The organism is Pseudomonas sp. WSY_20, assembly GCF_043104335.1.
Lineage (GTDB): Bacteria > Pseudomonadota > Gammaproteobacteria > Pseudomonadales > Pseudomonadaceae > Aquipseudomonas > Aquipseudomonas parafulva_B.
In genome coordinates this window covers 25223-41931 of sequence record NZ_JBICKP010000037.1, presented here as the reverse complement: position 1 = coordinate 41931, position 16709 = coordinate 25223, and the positions used below count along the sequence as shown (strand labels likewise).

15 protein-coding genes are annotated in these 16709 nt (G+C 62.4%); 13 read left to right on the top strand and 2 right to left on the bottom strand.

Features of this window, described 5'->3' with window-relative positions:
- Positions 1–108 precede the first annotated feature (108 nt).
- Entirely contained in the window at positions 109–1434 is a 1326-nt protein-coding gene (gene aceA, locus ACF8E5_RS10420) for an isocitrate lyase (RefSeq protein WP_023534769.1), read from the top strand.
- 204 nt (positions 1435–1638) lie between these two features.
- Here aceA and ACF8E5_RS10415 read toward each other — a convergent pair whose 3' ends face one another.
- Positions 1639–1902 (bottom strand): DUF3077 domain-containing protein, encoded by a 264-nt coding sequence (locus ACF8E5_RS10415; RefSeq protein ID WP_058605078.1) that lies wholly within the window; start codon positions 1900–1902, stop codon positions 1639–1641.
- A 153-nt stretch (positions 1903–2055) separates the two neighbouring features.
- Positions 2056–2298: a hypothetical protein gene (locus ACF8E5_RS10410; protein WP_197844715.1), complete on the bottom strand. Its 243-nt coding sequence runs from the start codon at positions 2296–2298 to the stop codon at positions 2056–2058.
- 901 nt (positions 2299–3199) lie between these two features.
- On the opposite strand from ACF8E5_RS10410, the gene ACF8E5_RS10405 reads away from it, so the two are divergent.
- The 12 genes from ACF8E5_RS10405 (at position 3200) to nuoM (ending at position 16704) form a co-directional block, all read left to right on the top strand.
- Positions 3200–3613, top strand: a complete 414-nt coding sequence (locus ACF8E5_RS10405; RefSeq protein ID WP_008096178.1) for an NADH-quinone oxidoreductase subunit A — start codon at positions 3200–3202, stop codon at positions 3611–3613.
- Between the two features lie 9 nt (positions 3614–3622).
- Complete coding sequence (locus tag ACF8E5_RS10400; protein WP_023534774.1) at positions 3623–4300, top strand: NADH-quinone oxidoreductase subunit B family protein; 678 nt, start codon at positions 3623–3625, stop codon at positions 4298–4300.
- A 79-nt stretch (positions 4301–4379) separates the two neighbouring features.
- Complete coding sequence (gene nuoC / locus ACF8E5_RS10395) at positions 4380–6161, top strand: NADH-quinone oxidoreductase subunit C/D (RefSeq protein ID WP_023534867.1); 1782 nt, start codon at positions 4380–4382, stop codon at positions 6159–6161.
- 2 nt (positions 6162–6163) lie between these two features.
- On the top strand, positions 6164–6661 hold the full coding sequence (nuoE, locus tag ACF8E5_RS10390) for an NADH-quinone oxidoreductase subunit NuoE (RefSeq protein WP_027916252.1): 498 nt from the start codon (positions 6164–6166) through the stop codon (positions 6659–6661).
- Positions 6658–8037: an NADH-quinone oxidoreductase subunit NuoF gene (gene nuoF, locus ACF8E5_RS10385; protein ID WP_023534745.1), complete on the top strand. Its 1380-nt coding sequence runs from the start codon at positions 6658–6660 to the stop codon at positions 8035–8037. Before nuoE ends, nuoF begins: the two co-directional genes overlap by 4 nt.
- A 133-nt stretch (positions 8038–8170) precedes the next feature.
- A complete protein-coding gene (nuoG, locus tag ACF8E5_RS10380) occupies positions 8171–10885 on the top strand; it encodes an NADH-quinone oxidoreductase subunit NuoG (protein ID WP_392475236.1) in 2715 nt (904 codons plus the stop codon).
- Positions 10882–11889: an NADH-quinone oxidoreductase subunit NuoH gene (nuoH, locus tag ACF8E5_RS10375; protein WP_027916254.1), complete on the top strand. Its 1008-nt coding sequence runs from the start codon at positions 10882–10884 to the stop codon at positions 11887–11889. Before nuoG ends, nuoH begins: the two co-directional genes overlap by 4 nt.
- Before the next feature lie 11 nt (positions 11890–11900).
- Positions 11901–12449 (top strand): NADH-quinone oxidoreductase subunit NuoI, encoded by a 549-nt coding sequence (gene nuoI / locus ACF8E5_RS10370; RefSeq protein WP_023534793.1) that lies wholly within the window; start codon positions 11901–11903, stop codon positions 12447–12449.
- Positions 12450–12459: 10 nt separating this feature from the next.
- Positions 12460–12960: an NADH-quinone oxidoreductase subunit J gene (gene nuoJ, locus ACF8E5_RS10365; RefSeq protein ID WP_023534783.1), complete on the top strand. Its 501-nt coding sequence runs from the start codon at positions 12460–12462 to the stop codon at positions 12958–12960.
- A gap of 3 nt (positions 12961–12963) precedes the next feature.
- Complete coding sequence (gene nuoK / locus ACF8E5_RS10360; RefSeq protein ID WP_003251446.1) at positions 12964–13272, top strand: NADH-quinone oxidoreductase subunit NuoK; 309 nt, start codon at positions 12964–12966, stop codon at positions 13270–13272.
- Positions 13269–15122 carry an NADH-quinone oxidoreductase subunit L gene (nuoL, locus tag ACF8E5_RS10355; RefSeq protein ID WP_078478313.1) on the top strand — a complete coding sequence of 618 codons (1854 nt, stop codon included), beginning with the start codon at positions 13269–13271 and terminating at the stop codon, positions 15120–15122. Before nuoK ends, nuoL begins: the two co-directional genes overlap by 4 nt.
- A gap of 49 nt (positions 15123–15171) precedes the next feature.
- Positions 15172–16704: an NADH-quinone oxidoreductase subunit M gene (nuoM, locus tag ACF8E5_RS10350; protein WP_392475235.1), complete on the top strand. Its 1533-nt coding sequence runs from the start codon at positions 15172–15174 to the stop codon at positions 16702–16704.
- Positions 16705–16709 lie beyond the last annotated feature (5 nt).

The following is a 16709-nucleotide window of genomic DNA, read 5'->3' as shown; positions in this document are numbered from 1 at the left end:
CTTGCCCGATGCCGCCGTACCTGCTTTAACAGGACTGCCGCCAGCGCCCTGATCTGCCCCGAGCATCCGCACAATTAACCCAAGATCGATGCGACGAGGTTTACTTCCATGGCACTGACACGCGAACAGCAAATTGCAGCCCTTGAGAAAGACTGGGCCGAAAACCCGCGCTGGAAAGGCGTGACCCGTACCTACACCGCCGCCGATGTCGTTCGCCTGCGTGGCTCCCTGCAGCCGGAGCACACCCTGGCCCGCCTGGGTGCAGAAAAGCTGTGGAAGCTGGTTACCCAAGGTGCACATCCATCGTTCCGCCCGGAAAAAGACTTCGTCAACTGCATGGGCGCCCTCACCGGCGGCCAGGCCGTGCAGCAGGTCAAGGCAGGCATCCAGGCCATCTACCTGTCGGGCTGGCAGGTAGCTGCCGACAATAACTCCGCCGAGTCCATGTACCCCGACCAGTCGCTGTACCCGGTCGACTCCGTGCCGACGGTGGTCAAGCGCATCAACAACTCCTTCCGCCGCGCCGACCAGATCCAGTGGAAGGCTGGCAAGAACCCAGGCGATGAAGGCTACATCGACTACTTCGCGCCCATCGTGGCGGATGCCGAAGCCGGTTTTGGCGGCGTACTCAACGCCTACGAGCTGATGAAGAACATGATCGAAGCAGGCGCTGCGGGCGTGCACTTCGAAGACCAGCTGGCCTCGGTGAAAAAATGCGGCCACATGGGCGGAAAGGTGCTGGTGCCGACCCAGGAAGCCGTGCAAAAGCTGGTCGCCGCGCGCCTGGCAGCCGACGTTTCGGGCGTACCAACGATCATCCTTGCCCGTACCGACGCTAACGCTGCCGACCTGCTGACCAGTGACTGCGACCCCTACGATCAGCCGTTCGTGATCGGCGAGCGCACCCGCGAAGGCTTCTACAAAGTGCGCGCAGGGCTAGACCAGGCCATCGCCCGCGGCCTGGCCTACGCCCCGTACGCCGATCTGATCTGGTGCGAAACCGCCAAGCCGGACCTGGACGAAGCCCGCCGCTTTGCCGAAGCGATCAAGAAGGAGTACCCGGACCAGATCCTGTCGTACAACTGCTCGCCTTCGTTCAACTGGAAGAAGAACCTGGACGACGCCACCATCGCCAAATTCCAGCGTGAGCTGTCGGCCATGGGCTACAAGCACCAGTTCATCACCCTGGCCGGCATCCACAACATGTGGCATGGCATGTTCAACCTGGCGCACGACTACGCTCGCAACGACATGACCGCCTACGTGAAGTTGCAGGAGCAGGAGTTCGCCGACGCCAGCAAGGGTTACACCTTCGTGGCGCATCAGCAGGAAGTGGGTACGGGCTACTTCGATGACATGACCACCGTGATTCAGGGCGGGGCTTCGTCGGTGACTGCGCTCACCGGTTCGACTGAGGAAGAGCAGTTCCACTGATAGTGGGTTGCAACCGAACAAAGCCCCAAGCTTCCTAAGCTTGGGGCTTTGTCTCATGCACCTGACACAAGCAGGCATGCACTGCACCTGCAACGGCATGCACTGCACCTGCAACGGCATGCAGGCATCAAGCAATGACTACTCAGCTGCCAGCTGAGCGCTCGCCATGCAAAACTGCATCTAGACATGTGACCGCACAGTACCTCAGTGCGCCATGCCCAGTTCGGCGTCATCCATCAATGCCTTGGCCATGGCGCTGAGGTAGTGGGCCGCCCAGATCATCATTGGCCTGTCCTCCGTCAAGCCGATGATGGTCAGTTCGCGAACGTAACCCATCAACTCTGACGACTGCTCGCGAGCATCCCGGCACGGTATGCCGGGCTCGATGCGAAACAACGCGTGCGTGCCGTTTTCACCTTGGCAAAACGTTGTTTGACCGACGGTGAACTGGGTGTCTTCTGTGGTCATGTTTGAATCCCCTGGAAATGTCCGACTGCATAGCCGACCCCTGATGCGGGCAGACCCGCTCCCGCCGTCAATGTGGAACATTGCAGGCTGCGGTGATTGTGTAGGCGTGGACTTACCCGCCAAAGGCCAGCTGTCGCTACACATCGATCAGCCTCAGTGCAAAGGCTTGGCACCGGCTGGCATCTGCACCTGAATCAAGGCCGACTCAAGCAAAGCCCGAAGCGCTTCGGGTTCATGCATCGAGGTCATCATGAGGATCGATGCAGGTGACTTGGGCTGTTGGAGCAAGGCCTGATGCACCACGGTCGCTGCGCAGAGTGCGTGGTCGGTGGCCTGGATCAGGGTGTCTTCGAGGGAATGAGAGATGCGAGGTGGATCGGGGACTATCTTCAACATAGCTATTTACCTTCTATGGCTGGCCACCCACCTGCTGTCAAACAGAAGGGCGGCAGCTGTACGTGGGTTGACAGACCGGCGGAAATAGCTAAGTTCCGGCGCACGCAAGCGTGCCCGCACGCACAGCCACCATATAGGAAAGCCGCGCACTATTTACCGTCACAGCCTGTCAAAGCTGTGTCGTTGATGAGCAACGACAGGCCGAGACTAGAGCGCTACCCGGGCAGCCGCAACGGAAAACAGGCGGCAAGAGTATGTTTGGGAAATGCCCTACAGGGAAGGGGTTAAATCCGACATTCCAGTGACCCCGCGCCTAACTGCACCTGGCGCTGAGCCCGCTCTGCGTGTGCGATGTCGCCTAGAGCGAGCCCTGCCTATCCAGCGCGTGCAGCCACGACGAGGAGCAATCAGAGCACCCTGGTCTATGCTTGCAGGCACAGCGCCACGCGCGACCCCACCACCGCAAACGCGCTTTAGTATTGACCCAGGGCGGTACCCAGCGGGTCGATAAGTGCTAGAACACGAGCTTTTCGCATTTGCAAGCAGAGGAAATCTGCAGATGAACTTTACAAGGCGCAGAACGGACCAAATAAGCGGCATCAGTCCAAATGATATTAATTATCATTACTCAATTCGTAATTCGTTACCACTCGCAAGAAACATAATTAACAAAAGCGCGCGCAATGCCCGAATTTCAAGGCTTTCAGCCAGTTACACGCCGATTATGTTGTTGACCCTGCGAATAAATTTGCTACGGAAATTTTACTTGGCCCGGGTTTACCCATAAAATCAGCAGGATTGATTCAGCTGCGACATTTGGTCACTGCAAGTGCGACACCACGTCGCCGCTCTACACTTATTTCAGACTGCAGAGCTGGGTCTCTGTATAAGGATTTAAAGCATGTCCGATTCGGCAGGACTCATCGCCCACAACTGGGGCTTTGCCATCTTCCTTCTGGGTGTCGTCGGCCTGTGCGCCTTCATGCTCGGCCTGTCCAGCCTACTCGGCAGCAAGGCCTGGGGCCGCGCCAAGAACGAACCCTTCGAATCCGGCATGCTGCCCACCGGCAGCGCGCGCCTGCGCCTGTCGGCAAAATTCTATCTGGTCGCGATGCTCTTCGTGATCTTCGATATCGAAGCCCTCTTTCTCTTTGCATGGTCTGTGTCCGTCCGCGAAAGCGGCTGGACCGGGTTCGTCGAAGCACTCGTTTTCATAGCAATTCTGTTGGCAGGTCTTGTCTACCTATGGCGCGTCGGGGCCCTTGACTGGGCACCCGAAGGTCGCCGCAAGCGGCAAGCGAAGCTGAAACAATGAGGCTTTGGCATGCAATACAATCTCACCAGAATCGATCCGGACGCACCCAACGAGCAGTATCCGGTTGGTGAACGGGAAACCGTCACCGATCAACTGCTCGAAGACCAGGTCCACAAGAACATCTTCATGGGCAAGCTCGAAGATGTGCTGCGTGGCGCCGTCAACTGGGGCCGCAAGAACTCCCTGTGGCCGTACAACTTCGGCCTGTCCTGCTGCTACGTGGAAATGACCACGGCCTTCACGGCGCCCCACGACATCGCCCGCTTCGGCGCCGAAGTCATCCGGGCCTCGCCGCGCCAGGCCGACTTCATGGTCATTGCCGGTACCTGCTTCATCAAGATGGCGCCGATCATCCAGCGCCTCTACGAGCAGATGCTCGAGCCCAAATGGGTCATTTCCATGGGTTCGTGCGCCAACTCCGGCGGCATGTACGACATCTACTCGGTCGTTCAGGGGGTCGACAAGTTCCTCCCCGTGGACGTCTACGTGCCCGGCTGTCCGCCACGCCCTGAGGCTTTCCTGCAAGGCTTGATGCTGCTGCAGGAGTCGATCGGCCAGGAGCGACGTCCGCTTTCCTGGGTCGTGGGTGATCAAGGCATTTACCGTGCCGAGATGCCTGCCCAGAAAGAGCTGCGTCGTGAACAGCGCATTGCCGTCACCAACCTGCGCAGCCCCGACGAAGTCTGATCCAGCGACCTGCCGCCGGTGCCCGAGGGTGCCGGCGGCCTGGCTTCATTCTTAACGTTGACCCAAAGCGACCGAGACCATGACAGCGGACAACGCTATTTACATTCCGCCCTACAAGGCAAACGACCAAGATGTGGTCGTCGAATTGCACAACCGTTTTGGCGCCGAAGCATTCGTCGCCCAGGAAACCCGCACCGGCATGCCCGTGCTGTGGGTCAAGCGCGCCCAGCTCAAGGAAGTGCTGAGCTTCCTGCGCGGCGTGGCCAAGCCCTACAGCATGCTGTACGACCTGCACGGGGTCGACGAGCGCCTGCGCACCCAGCGCCGTGGCCTGCCTGCCGCCGACTTCAGCGTGTTCTACCACCTGTTGTCGATCGAGCGTAACAGCGATGTGATGATCAAGGTTTCGCTCAGCGAAGGCGACCTGAACCTGCCCTCGGTGACCAGCATCTGGCCCAACGCCAACTGGTACGAGCGTGAAGTGTGGGACATGTTCGGCATCGATTTCGCCGGCCACCCGCACCTGAGCCGCATCATGATGCCGCCGACCTGGGAAGGTCACCCACTGCGCAAGGACTACCCGGCCCGCGCCACCGAGTTCGACCCCTACAGCCTGACCCTGGCCAAGCAGCAGCTTGAGGAAGAGTCGGCGCGCTTCAACCCAGAGGCCTGGGGCATGAAACGTCAGGGCGCCAACGAGGACTACATGTTCCTCAACCTTGGCCCCAACCACCCGTCCGCCCACGGTGCCTTCCGTATCGTCCTGCAGCTCGATGGTGAAGAAATCGTAGACTGCGTACCGGACATTGGCTACCACCACCGCGGTGCCGAGAAGATGGCCGAGCGTCAGTCCTGGCACAGCTTCATTCCCTACACCGACCGTATCGACTACCTCGGCGGTGTAATGAACAACCTGCCGTACGTCCTGGCGGTAGAAAAGCTGGCCGGCATCCAGGTGCCGCAGAAGGTCGACGTGATTCGCATCATGCTCGCCGAATTCTTCCGTATCACCAGCCACCTGCTGTTCCTGGGCACCTACATCCAGGACGTGGGCGCCATGACCCCGGTATTCTTCACCTTCACCGACCGCCAGCGCGCGTACACGGTGATCGAAGCGATCACCGGTTTCCGGCTGCACCCGGCCTGGTACCGTATCGGTGGCGTCGCGCACGACCTGCCGCGTGGCTGGGACAAGCTGGTCAAGGATTTCGTCGAGTGGCTGCCCAAGCGCCTGGACGAATACACCAAGGCCGCCCTGCAGAACAGCATTCTCAAGGGCCGTACCATTGGCGTGGCCGCCTACAACACGCAAGAGGCGCTGGCCTGGGGCACTACCGGTGCCGGCCTGCGCTCCACCGGTTGCGACTTCGACCTGCGCAAGGCACGCCCCTACTCCGGCTACGAGAACTTCGAGTTCGAAGTGCCGCTGGCCCACAACGGCGATGCCTACGATCGCTGCATGGTCCGCGTCGAGGAGATGCGCCAGAGTATCCGCATCATCGACCAGTGCCTGCGCAACATGCCGGAAGGCCCGTACAAGGCGGACCACCCGCTGACCACGCCGCCGCCCAAAGAGCGCACCCTGCAGCACATCGAAACCTTGATCACCCACTTCCTGCAAGTGTCGTGGGGCCCGGTCATGCCGGCCAACGAGTCGTTCCAGATGATCGAGGCGACCAAAGGCATCAACAGTTACTACCTGACGAGCGACGGCGGCACCATGAGCTACCGCACCCGGATCCGCACCCCGAGCTACCCGCACCTGCAGCAGATCCCTTCGGTGATCAAAGGCAGCATGGTTGCCGACCTCATTGCGTACCTGGGCAGTATCGACTTCGTTATGGCTGACGTGGACCGCTAAGCATGAACAGCACGCTTATCCAGACAGACCGTTTCGCCCTGAGCGAAACCGAGCGCTCGGCCATCGAGCATGAAATGCATCACTACGAGGACCCGCGTGCGGCGTCCATCGAAGCTCTCAAGATCGTGCAGAAAGCCCGTGGCTGGGTGCCGGACGGCGCCATTCATGCCATCGGCGAGGTGCTGGGTATCCCGGCCAGCGACGTCGAAGGCGTCGCCACCTTTTACAGCCAGATCTTCCGCCAGCCGGTGGGCCGCCACATCATCCGCGTGTGCGACAGCATGGTGTGCTACATCGGCGGCCACGAGTCGGTGGTCAGCCAGATCCAGAGCGAGCTGGGCATTGGTTTGGGGCAAACCACTGCCGATGGCCGCTTCACCCTGCTGCCGGTCTGCTGCCTTGGAAACTGCGACAAGGCCCCGGCGCTGATGATCGACGACGACACCTTTGGCGACGTGCAGCCTGCTGGCGTCTCCAAGCTGCTGGAGGGTTACGCATGACCATCACTTCCTTCGGCCCGGCCAACCGCATCGCGCGCTCGGCTGAGACCCATCCGCTGACCTGGCGCCTGCGTGAAGACGGCGAGCCGGTCTGGCTGGCCGAGTACGAATCGAAGAACGGCTACGCCGCTGCCCGCAAGGCGCTGGCGCAGATGTCGGCTGACGAGATCGTGCAAAGCGTCAAGGACTCCGGCCTCAAGGGCCGTGGTGGCGCTGGCTTCCCCACCGGGGTGAAGTGGGGCCTGATGCCCAAGGATGAATCCATGAACATCCGTTACCTGCTGTGTAACGCCGATGAAATGGAGCCCAACACCTGGAAGGACCGCATGCTGATGGAGCAACAGCCCCATCTGCTGATCGAAGGCATGCTGATCAGCGCCCGCGCGCTGAAGGCCTACCGCGGCTACATCTTCCTGCGCGGCGAATACACCACTGCGGCGAAAAACCTCAACCGCGCCATCGATGAAGCCAAGGCCGCTGGCCTGCTGGGCAAGAACGTCCTGGGCAGCGGTTTCGATTTCGAGCTGTTCGTGCACACCGGTGCAGGCCGCTACATCTGCGGCGAAGAAACCGCGCTGATCAACTCGCTCGAAGGTCGCCGCGCCAACCCGCGTTCCAAGCCGCCCTTCCCTGCCGCCGTGGGTGTATGGGGCAAGCCGACCTGCGTGAACAACGTCGAGACCCTGTGCAACGTGCCGGCCATCGTCGCCAACGGCAACGACTGGTACAAGTCGCTGGCCCGCGAAGGCAGCGAAGACCATGGCACCAAGCTGATGGGCTTCTCCGGCAAGGTCAAGAACCCAGGCCTGTGGGAATTGCCGTTTGGCGTCACCGCACGCGAACTGTTCGAGGACTACGCTGGCGGCATGCGCGACGGCTTCCGCCTCAAGTGCTGGCAGCCAGGCGGCGCCGGCACCGGTTTCCTGCTGCCCGAGCACCTGGACGCGCAGATGTACGCAGGCGGTATCGCCAAGGTCGGCACCCGCATGGGCACAGGCCTTGCCATGGCGGTTGACGACAGCGTCAGCATGGTCTCGCTGCTGCGCAACATGGAGGAGTTCTTCGCCCGTGAGTCGTGCGGCTGGTGCACACCATGCCGTGACGGCCTGCCATGGAGCGTGAAGATGCTGCGCGCCCTGGAAAACCGCCAGGGCCGTGCCGAAGACATCGAGACCCTGCTGGGGCTGGTCAACTTCCTTGGCCCAGGCCGTACCTTCTGCGCCCACGCACCGGGTGCGGTGGAGCCGCTTGGCAGTGCCATCAAGTACTTCCGCTCTGAGTTCGAGGCCGGTGTCGCGCCGGTCGTCGCTGGCGAGGCGTTGCGCCCTGACCTGGCAAGACCGCTTCAGGCAGGGCCGACCGTAGTCGGCGCATAACAACATGTTCCAGCGGGTGGTCCGTGCCACCCGCCAGCTTGCCGACAGGCCCGACCCGATCGCGGCGTGTCGCAGGCTTACCGATTTCCATTAGCCACGCCTGCTCACGCGGGCCAACGAAGAACTTTGAACAATGGCCACTATCCACGTAGACGGCAAAGCGCTCGAAGTCAACGGTGCAGACAACCTGTTACAGGCCTGTCTGTCACTTGGCCTCGACATCCCTTATTTCTGCTGGCACCCGGCGCTTGGCAGCGTCGGTGCCTGCCGCCAGTGCGCGGTCAAGCAGTACACCGACGAGAACGACACCCGCGGGCGTATCGTCATGTCCTGTATGACGCCTGCATCCGACGGCACCTGGATCTCCATCGACGATGACGAGTCCAAGGCGTTTCGCGCCAGCGTCGTCGAATGGCTGATGACCAACCACCCGCACGACTGCCCCGTGTGCGAGGAAGGCGGTCACTGCCACCTGCAAGACATGACGGTGATGACCGGCCACAACGAGCGCCGCTATCGCTTCACCAAGCGCACTCACCAGAACCAGGACCTTGGCCCGTTCATCGCCCATGAGATGAACCGCTGCATCGCCTGCTACCGCTGCGTGCGTTACTACAAGGACTATGCCGGTGGCACCGACCTGGGTGTCTATGGCGCCCATGACAACGTCTATTTCGGCCGCGTCGAAGACGGCGTGCTGGAAAGCGAGTTCTCGGGCAACCTGACCGAAGTCTGCCCAACCGGCGTGTTCACCGACAAGACCCACTCCGAACGCTATAACCGCAAGTGGGACATGCAGTTTGCCCCGAGCATCTGCCACGGTTGCTCCAGTGGCTGCAACATCAGCCCAGGCGAGCGTTACGGTGAACTGCGCCGCATCGAGAACCGTTTCAACGGCTCGGTGAACCAGTACTTCCTGTGCGACCGGGGCCGCTTCGGCTATGGCTACGTCAACCGCAAGGATCGTCCACGCCAGGCGCAACTGGCCGACGGCACCAAGCTGGGCCTGGACGCCGCCCTGGACAAAGCCGCCGACCTGCTGCGCGGCCGCACCATCGTCGGTATCGGTTCGCCACGCGCCAGCCTGGAAAGCAACTATGGCCTGCGCGAGCTGGTTGGTGCCGAGTACTTCCACTGTGGGATGGAAGCCGGTGAACTGGCGCGCGTGCGCCTGGCGCTGGAGGTGTTGAACAACAGCCCCCTGCCCGTTCCGACCCTGCGCGACATTGAAGACCACGACGCGGTATTCGTGCTCGGTGAAGACCTGACCCAGACCGCTGCCCGTGTCGCCCTGGCCGTGCGCCAGGCCACCAAGGGCAAGGCCGAGGCCATGGCCGAGGCGATGAAGGTTCAGCCGTGGCTCGACGCCGCCGTCAAGAACATCGGTCAGCATGCGCTGTACCCCCTGTTCATCGCCAGCCTGGCCGAGACCAAGCTCGACGACGTGGCCGAGGAGTGCGTGCATGCAGCCCCGGCGGACCTGGCCCGCCTTGGTTTTGCCGTGGCCCATGCCATCGACCCAAGTGCACCCGCCGTCGCCGGCCTGGACGACGAGGCCAAGGCCCTCGCCCAGCGCATCGCCGATGCCCTGATCGCCGCCAAGCGCCCGCTGGTCATTGCCGGCACCTCGCTGGCCGATGCCTCGCTGATCGAGGCCGCCGCCAACATCGCCAAAGCCCTGAAGCTGCGCGACAAACAAGGCTCGCTGAGCCTGGTGGTGCCTGAAGCCAACAGCCTTGGCCTGGCCATGCTGGGTGGCGAATCGGTCGACGCTGCACTGGATGCGGTCATCGACGGCAAGGCCGACGCCATCGTGGTGCTGGAAAACGACCTCTACGCCCGAGTGCCTGCGGCCAAAGTGGATGCTGCCCTGGCAGCGGCCAAGGTGGTCATCGTTGCCGATCACTCCAGAACCCAGACGGTCGAGCGCGCTCACCTGGTATTGCCAGCCGCTTCCTTCGCCGAAGGCGACGGCACCCTGGTCAGCCAGGAAGGCCGTGCCCAGCGCTTCTTCCAGGTGTTCGACCCGCAGTACCTGGACAGCAGCATCCAGGTCCACGAAGGCTGGCGCTGGATGCACGCCCTGCGTGCAACCCTGCTGGCCAAGCCCGTGGACTGGACCCAACTGGACCACGTGACCCACGCCTGCGCCCAGGCGGCCCCGCAACTGGCTGGCATCGTCGACGCCGCGCCAAGCGCCGCCTTCCGCATCAAGGGCCTGAAGCTTGCCCGCGAGCCGCTGCGCTACTCCGGTCGCACCGCCATGCGCGCCAACATCAGCGTGCACGAGCCGCGTACCCCGCAAGACCGCGATACGGCATTCGCCTTCTCCATGGAAGGGTATTCGGGCTCGGCCGAGCCGCGTCAGCAGGTCCCGTTCGCCTGGTCGCCAGGCTGGAACTCGCCCCAGGCCTGGAACAAGTTTCAGGACGAGGTGGGCGGTCACTTGCGTGCCGGCGACCCCGGCGTACGCCTGATCGAATCCCAAGGTGATGGCCTGGCCTGGTTCACCACGGTGCCTGGCGCCTTCAACCCGGCCCGCGGCACCTGGACGGCAGTACCGTTCTTCCACCTGTTCGGCAGCGAAGAAAGCTCCTCGCGTGCCGCGCCAGTGCAAGAGCGCATTCCGGCTGCCTACGTGGCCCTGGCCAAGTCCGAAGCCGATCGCCTGGGCGTCAACGAAGGCGCCCTGCTGGACCTGAACGTCGCGGGTGTGGCGCTACGCTTGCCGCTGCGTATCAATGAAGCGCTGGGCGCTGGCCTGGTCGCGCTGCCCAAGGGCCTGGCCGGCATCCCGCCAGCCGTGTTCGGGGCATCCGTCGAAGGCCTGCAGGAGGCAGCACAATGAGCTGGTTCACCCCCGAAGTGATCGACGTGATCCTCACCGTGCTACGGGCCATCGTGGTCCTGTTGGCGGTGGTGGTCTGCGGCGCGCTGCTCAGCTTCATCGAGCGGCGCCTGCTGGGCTGGTGGCAGGACCGTTACGGTCCGAACCGCGTCGGCCCGTTCGGCATGTTCCAGATCGCTGCCGACATGCTCAAGATGTTCTTCAAGGAAGACTGGAACCCGCCCTTCGTCGACCGCGTGATCTTCACCCTGGCACCGGTCGTGGCCATGAGCGCCCTGCTGATTGCCTTCGTGGTCATCCCGATCACCCCGACCTGGGGCGTGGCCGACTTGAATATCGGCCTGCTGTTCTTCTTCGCCATGGCCGGTCTGTCGGTGTATGCCGTGCTGTTTGCCGGCTGGTCCTCGAACAACAAGTACGCCTTGCTGGGCAGCTTGCGGGCCTCGGCCCAGACCGTGTCGTACGAAGTGTTCCTGGGCCTGGCGCTGATGGGCGTGGTGGTGCAGGTCGGCTCGTTCAACATGCGCGACATCGTCGAGTACCAGGCGCAGAACCTGTGGTTCATCATTCCGCAGTTCTTCGGCTTCTGCACCTTCTTCATCGCTGGCGTGGCCGTGACTCACCGTCACCCCTTCGACCAGCCGGAAGCGGAACAGGAACTGGCCGACGGCTACCACATCGAGTATGCCGGCATGAAGTGGGGCATGTTCTTCGTCGGTGAGTACATCGGCATCATCCTCATCTCGGCGCTGCTGGTCACCCTGTTCTTCGGCGGCTGGCACGGCCCGTTCGGCATCCTGCCGCAACTGTCGTTCCTGTGGTTCGCCCTGAAGACCGCGTTCTTCATCATGCTGTTCATCCTGCTGCGCGCCTCCATTCCGCGCCCACGCTATGACCAGGTGATGGACTTCAGCTGGAAGTTCTGCCTGCCGCTGACCCTGATCAATTTGCTGGTGACCGCTGCGATCGTGCTTTACAACACGCCAGCCGTCGCGGCCCAGTGAGGATTTGACCCATGTTCAAGTATATCGGCGACATCGTTAAGGGCACCGGCACCCAGCTGCGCAGCCTGGCCATGGTGTTCTCCCACGGGTTCCGCAAGCGCGACACCCTGCAGTACCCCGAAGAACCCGTGTACCTGCCGCCACGCTACCGTGGCCGCATCGTCCTGACGCGCGACCCCGACGGCGAAGAGCGCTGCGTGGCCTGCAACCTGTGCGCGGTAGCCTGCCCGGTGGGCTGCATCTCGCTGCAGAAGGCAGAAACCGACGACGGCCGTTGGTACCCGGAGTTCTTCCGCATCAACTTCTCGCGCTGCATCTTCTGCGGCCTGTGCGAAGAAGCGTGCCCGACCACCGCAATCCAGCTGACTCCGGATTTCGAAATGGCCGAGTTCAAGCGTCAGGACCTGGTGTACGAGAAAGAAGATCTGCTGATCTCCGGCCCCGGCAAGAACCCTGACTACAACTTCTACCGTGTTGCGGGCATGGCAATCGCTGGCAAGCCGAAAGGCGCTGCGCAGAACGAAGCCGAGCCGATCAACGTGAAGAGCTTGCTCCCATAAGGACAGAAAGATGGAATTCGCTTTCTACTTCGCATCCGGGATCGCCGTGGTCTCCACCCTTCGGGTGGTGACCGGCACAAACCCCGTACACGCCCTGCTCTACCTGATCATCTCGCTGATTTCCGTGGCGATGATCTTCTTTTCCCTTGGCGCGCCGTTCGCGGGCGCCCTGGAAGTGATCGCCTATGCCGGCGCCATCATGGTGCTGTTCGTCTTCGTGGTGATGATGCTTAACCTGGGGCCGGCGTCGGTCGCCCAGGAGCGCGGCTGGCTCAAGCCCGGTATCTGGGCAGGGCCGGTGATCCTCGGCGCCCTGTTGCTGGTGGAACTGCTGTATGTGCTGTTCGTCGCACCCAGCGGCGCTGCCATCAGCGGTACCACCGTGGGCCCGAAAGCAGTGGGTGTGAGCCTGTTCGGCCCCTACCTGCTGGTGGTCGAACTGGCGTCGATGCTGCTGCTCGCGGCAGCTGTCACCGCCTTCCACCTGGGCCGCAATGAGGCGAAGGAGTAAATCATGGGTGCTATCCCTCTCGAACATGGTCTGGCCGTCGCCGGCATCCTGTTCTGCTTAGGTCTGGTTGGCCTGATGGTCCGCCGCAACATCCTCTTCGTGCTCATGAGCCTGGAAGTCATGATGAACGCTTCTGCCCTGGCGTTCGTCGTCGCCGGTGCCCGTTGGGTCCAACCCGATGGCCAGGTGATGTTCATTCTGGTGATCAGCCTGGCAGCAGCCGAGGCCAGCATTGGCCTGGCCATCCTGCTGCAGCTGTATCGCCGCTTCCACACTCTCGACATCGATGCTGCCAGTGAGATGCGCGGATGAACCTTCTCTTCCTGACTTTCGTCTTTCCCCTCATCGGCTTTGTGCTGCTGTCGTTCTCGCGCGGGAGGTTCTCGGAGAACCTGTCCGCCCTGATCGGCGTCGGTTCGGTAGGCCTGTCGGCGGCCACGGCCGCCTACGTGATCTGGCAGTTCAACGTCGCCCCGCCTGAAGGCGGTGCTTACAGCCAGCTGCTGTGGCAGTGGATGTCGGTGGATGGATTTGCACCGAACTTCACCCTGTACCTTGATGGCCTGTCGGTCACCATGCTGGGCGTAGTGACGGGTGTGGGCTTCCTGATTCACCTGTTTGCGTCCTGGTACATGCGTGGCGAGACCGGCTACTCGCGGTTCTTCTCGTACACCAACCTGTTCATCGCCAGCATGCTGTTCCTGATCCTGGGCGACAACCTGCTGTTCATCTACTTCGGCTGGGAAGGGGTGGGCCTGTGTTCCTACCTGTTGATCGGTTTCTATTACAGCAACCGCAACAACGGTAACGCAGCGCTCAAGGCCTTCATCGTCACCCGGATTGGCGACGTGTTCATGGCCATCGGCCTGTTCATCCTGTTCGCCCAGCTGGGCACGCTGAACGTCCAGGAACTGCTGGTGCTGGCACCGCAGAAATTCCAGGCCGGTGATACCTGGATGGTGCTGGCAACACTGATGCTGCTGGGCGGTGCCGTGGGCAAATCCGCGCAGCTGCCGCTGCAGACCTGGTTGGCAGACGCCATGGCCGGCCCGACCCCAGTGTCGGCGCTGATCCACGCGGCGACGATGGTCACGGCTGGTGTCTACCTGATCGCCCGTACCAATGGCCTGTTCCTGCTGGCGCCGGACATCCTGCACCTGGTGGGCGTGGTGGGTGGCGTGACCCTGGTGCTGGCGGGCTTCGCTGCACTGGTGCAAACCGACATCAAGCGTATCCTGGCCTACTCGACCATGAGCCAGATCGGCTACATGTTCCTGGCCCTGGGCGTCGGCGCCTGGGATGCGGCGATCTTCCACCTGATGACCCACGCCTTCTTCAAGGCGCTGCTGTTCTTGGCCTCGGGTGCCGTCATCGTGGCCTGCCACCACGAGCAGAACATCTTCAAGATGGGCGGCCTGTGGAAGAAACTGCCCCTGGCCTACGCCAGCTTCGTGGTCGGTGGCGCTGCCCTGGCGGCCTTGCCGATCGTGACCGTGGGCTTCTACTCCAAGGACGAGATCCTGTGGGAAGCCTTCGCCAGCGGCAACTCCGGCCTGCTTTACGCCGGCCTGGTCGGCGCCTTCATGACCTCGCTGTACACCTTCCGCCTGATCTTCATCGCCTTCCACGGCGAAGCGAAGACCGAAGCCCATGCCGGCCACGGCATCAGCCATTGGCTGCCACTGGGCGTGCTGATCGTGCTGTCGACCTTCGTCGGCGCATGGATCACCCCGCCGCTGGCTGATGTGTTGCCACAGAGCGCAGGCCATGCCGGCGGTGAAGCCAAGCATGCGCTGGAGATCACCTCGGGCGCCATCGCCATTGCAGGTATCCTGCTCGCCGCCTTGCTGTTCCTGGGCAAGCGCAGCTTCGTCAGCGCGGTGGCCAACAGTGGTATCGGCCGCGTGCTGTCGGCCTGGTGGTTCGCGGCCTGGGGCTTTGACTGGATCTACGACAAGCTGTTCGTCAAGCCCTACCTGCTGATCAGCCACCTGCTGCGCAAAGACCCGGTTGACCGCGGTATCGGCCTGATCCCTCGCCTGGCTCGCGGTGGCCACGTGGCCATGACCAAGACCGAGACGGGCCAGCTGCGCTGGTACACCGCCTCCATCGCCATTGGCGCAGTGCTGGTACTCGGCGCTGTGGTAGTGGCCGCGGTATGACCATGAACCTTGCGAACCTTGCGACCCTGCAAAAGGAAACCAACCCGTCATGATTTTGCCTTGGCTGATCCTGATCCCCTTCATCGGCGGCTTCCTGTGCTGGCTGGGCGAGCGCTTCGGCGCTACCCTGCCGCGCTGGATCGCGCTGCTGACCATGTCCCTGTTGCTCGGCATCGGCCTGTGGCTGTGGGCTAACGGCGACTACACCCTTGCCCCTGCCCCGGGCGCCGAGCCCGCATGGGCCCTGGAATACAAAGTCCAGTGGATCCAGCGCTTCGGCATCAGCATCCACCTGGCCCTGGACGGCCTGTCGCTGCTGATGATCCTGCTCACAGGCCTGCTGGGCGTGCTGTCGGTGCTGTGCTCCTGGAAAGAGATCCAGCGCCATGTCGGCTTCTTCCACCTGAACCTGATGTGGATCCTGGGCGGTGTGGTCGGTGTGTTCCTGGCGCTGGATCTGTTCCTGTTCTTCTTCTTCTGGGAAATGATGCTGGTGCCGATGTACTTCCTCATCGCGCTCTGGGGTCATAGCTCAGCGGACGGCAAGAAGACGCGCATCTACGCGGCGACCAAGTTCTTCATCTTCACCCAGGCCAGTGGCCTGATCATGCTGGTGGCGATCTTGGGCCTGGTCCTGGTCAACTACACCAATACCGGTGTGATCACCTTCAACTACAGCGACCTGCTCAAGGCCGACCTGCCGGCCGGTACCGAGTACCTGCTGATGCTGGGCTTCTTCATTGCCTTTGCGGTGAAGCTGCCGGTGGTACCGCTCCACTCCTGGTTGCCCGATGCCCACGCCCAGGCGCCTACTGCAGGCTCCGTGGACCTGGCCGGTATCCTGCTCAAGACCGCGGCCTATGGCCTGCTGCGCTTTGCCCTGCCGCTGTTCCCCAATGCATCGGCAGAGTTCGCGCCCATCGCCATGACCCTGGGCCTGATCGGCATCTTCTACGGCGCCTTCCTGGCCTTTGCCCAGACCGACATCAAGCGCCTGATCGCCTTCTCCAGCGTCTCGCACATGGGCTTCGTGCTGATCGGCATCTATTCCGGTAGCCAGCAAGCACTGCAAGGTGCAGTCATCCAGATGCTGGCTCACGGCCTGTCGGCTGCCGCGCTGTTCATCCTGTCCGGCCAGCTGTACGAGCGTCTGCACACCCGTGACATGCGCCAGATGGGCGGGCTGTGGCACCGCATCGCCTACCTGCCTGCCATCAGCCTGTTCTTCGCTGCCGCCTCCCTGGGGCTGCCAGGTACCGGCAACTTCGTGGGTGAGTTCCTGATCCTGCTCGGCAGCTTCGTACACGTGCCGTGGATCACCGTCATCGCCACCACTGGCCTGGTGTTCGGCTCGGTCTACTCGCTGATCATGATTCATCGCGCCTACTTCGGCCCGAGCAAATCGGACACCGTACTGGCCGGCATGGACACCCGCGAGCTGGTCATGGTGCTGGGCCTGGCGGTACTGCTGGTGCTGCTGGGCGTGTATCCACAGCCGTTCCTCGACACCTCTGCCGCCACCATGAGTGGTGTGCAGCAGTGGCTCGGTTCCGCTTTCACTCAACTCGCTTCGGCCCGGTAAGAGCG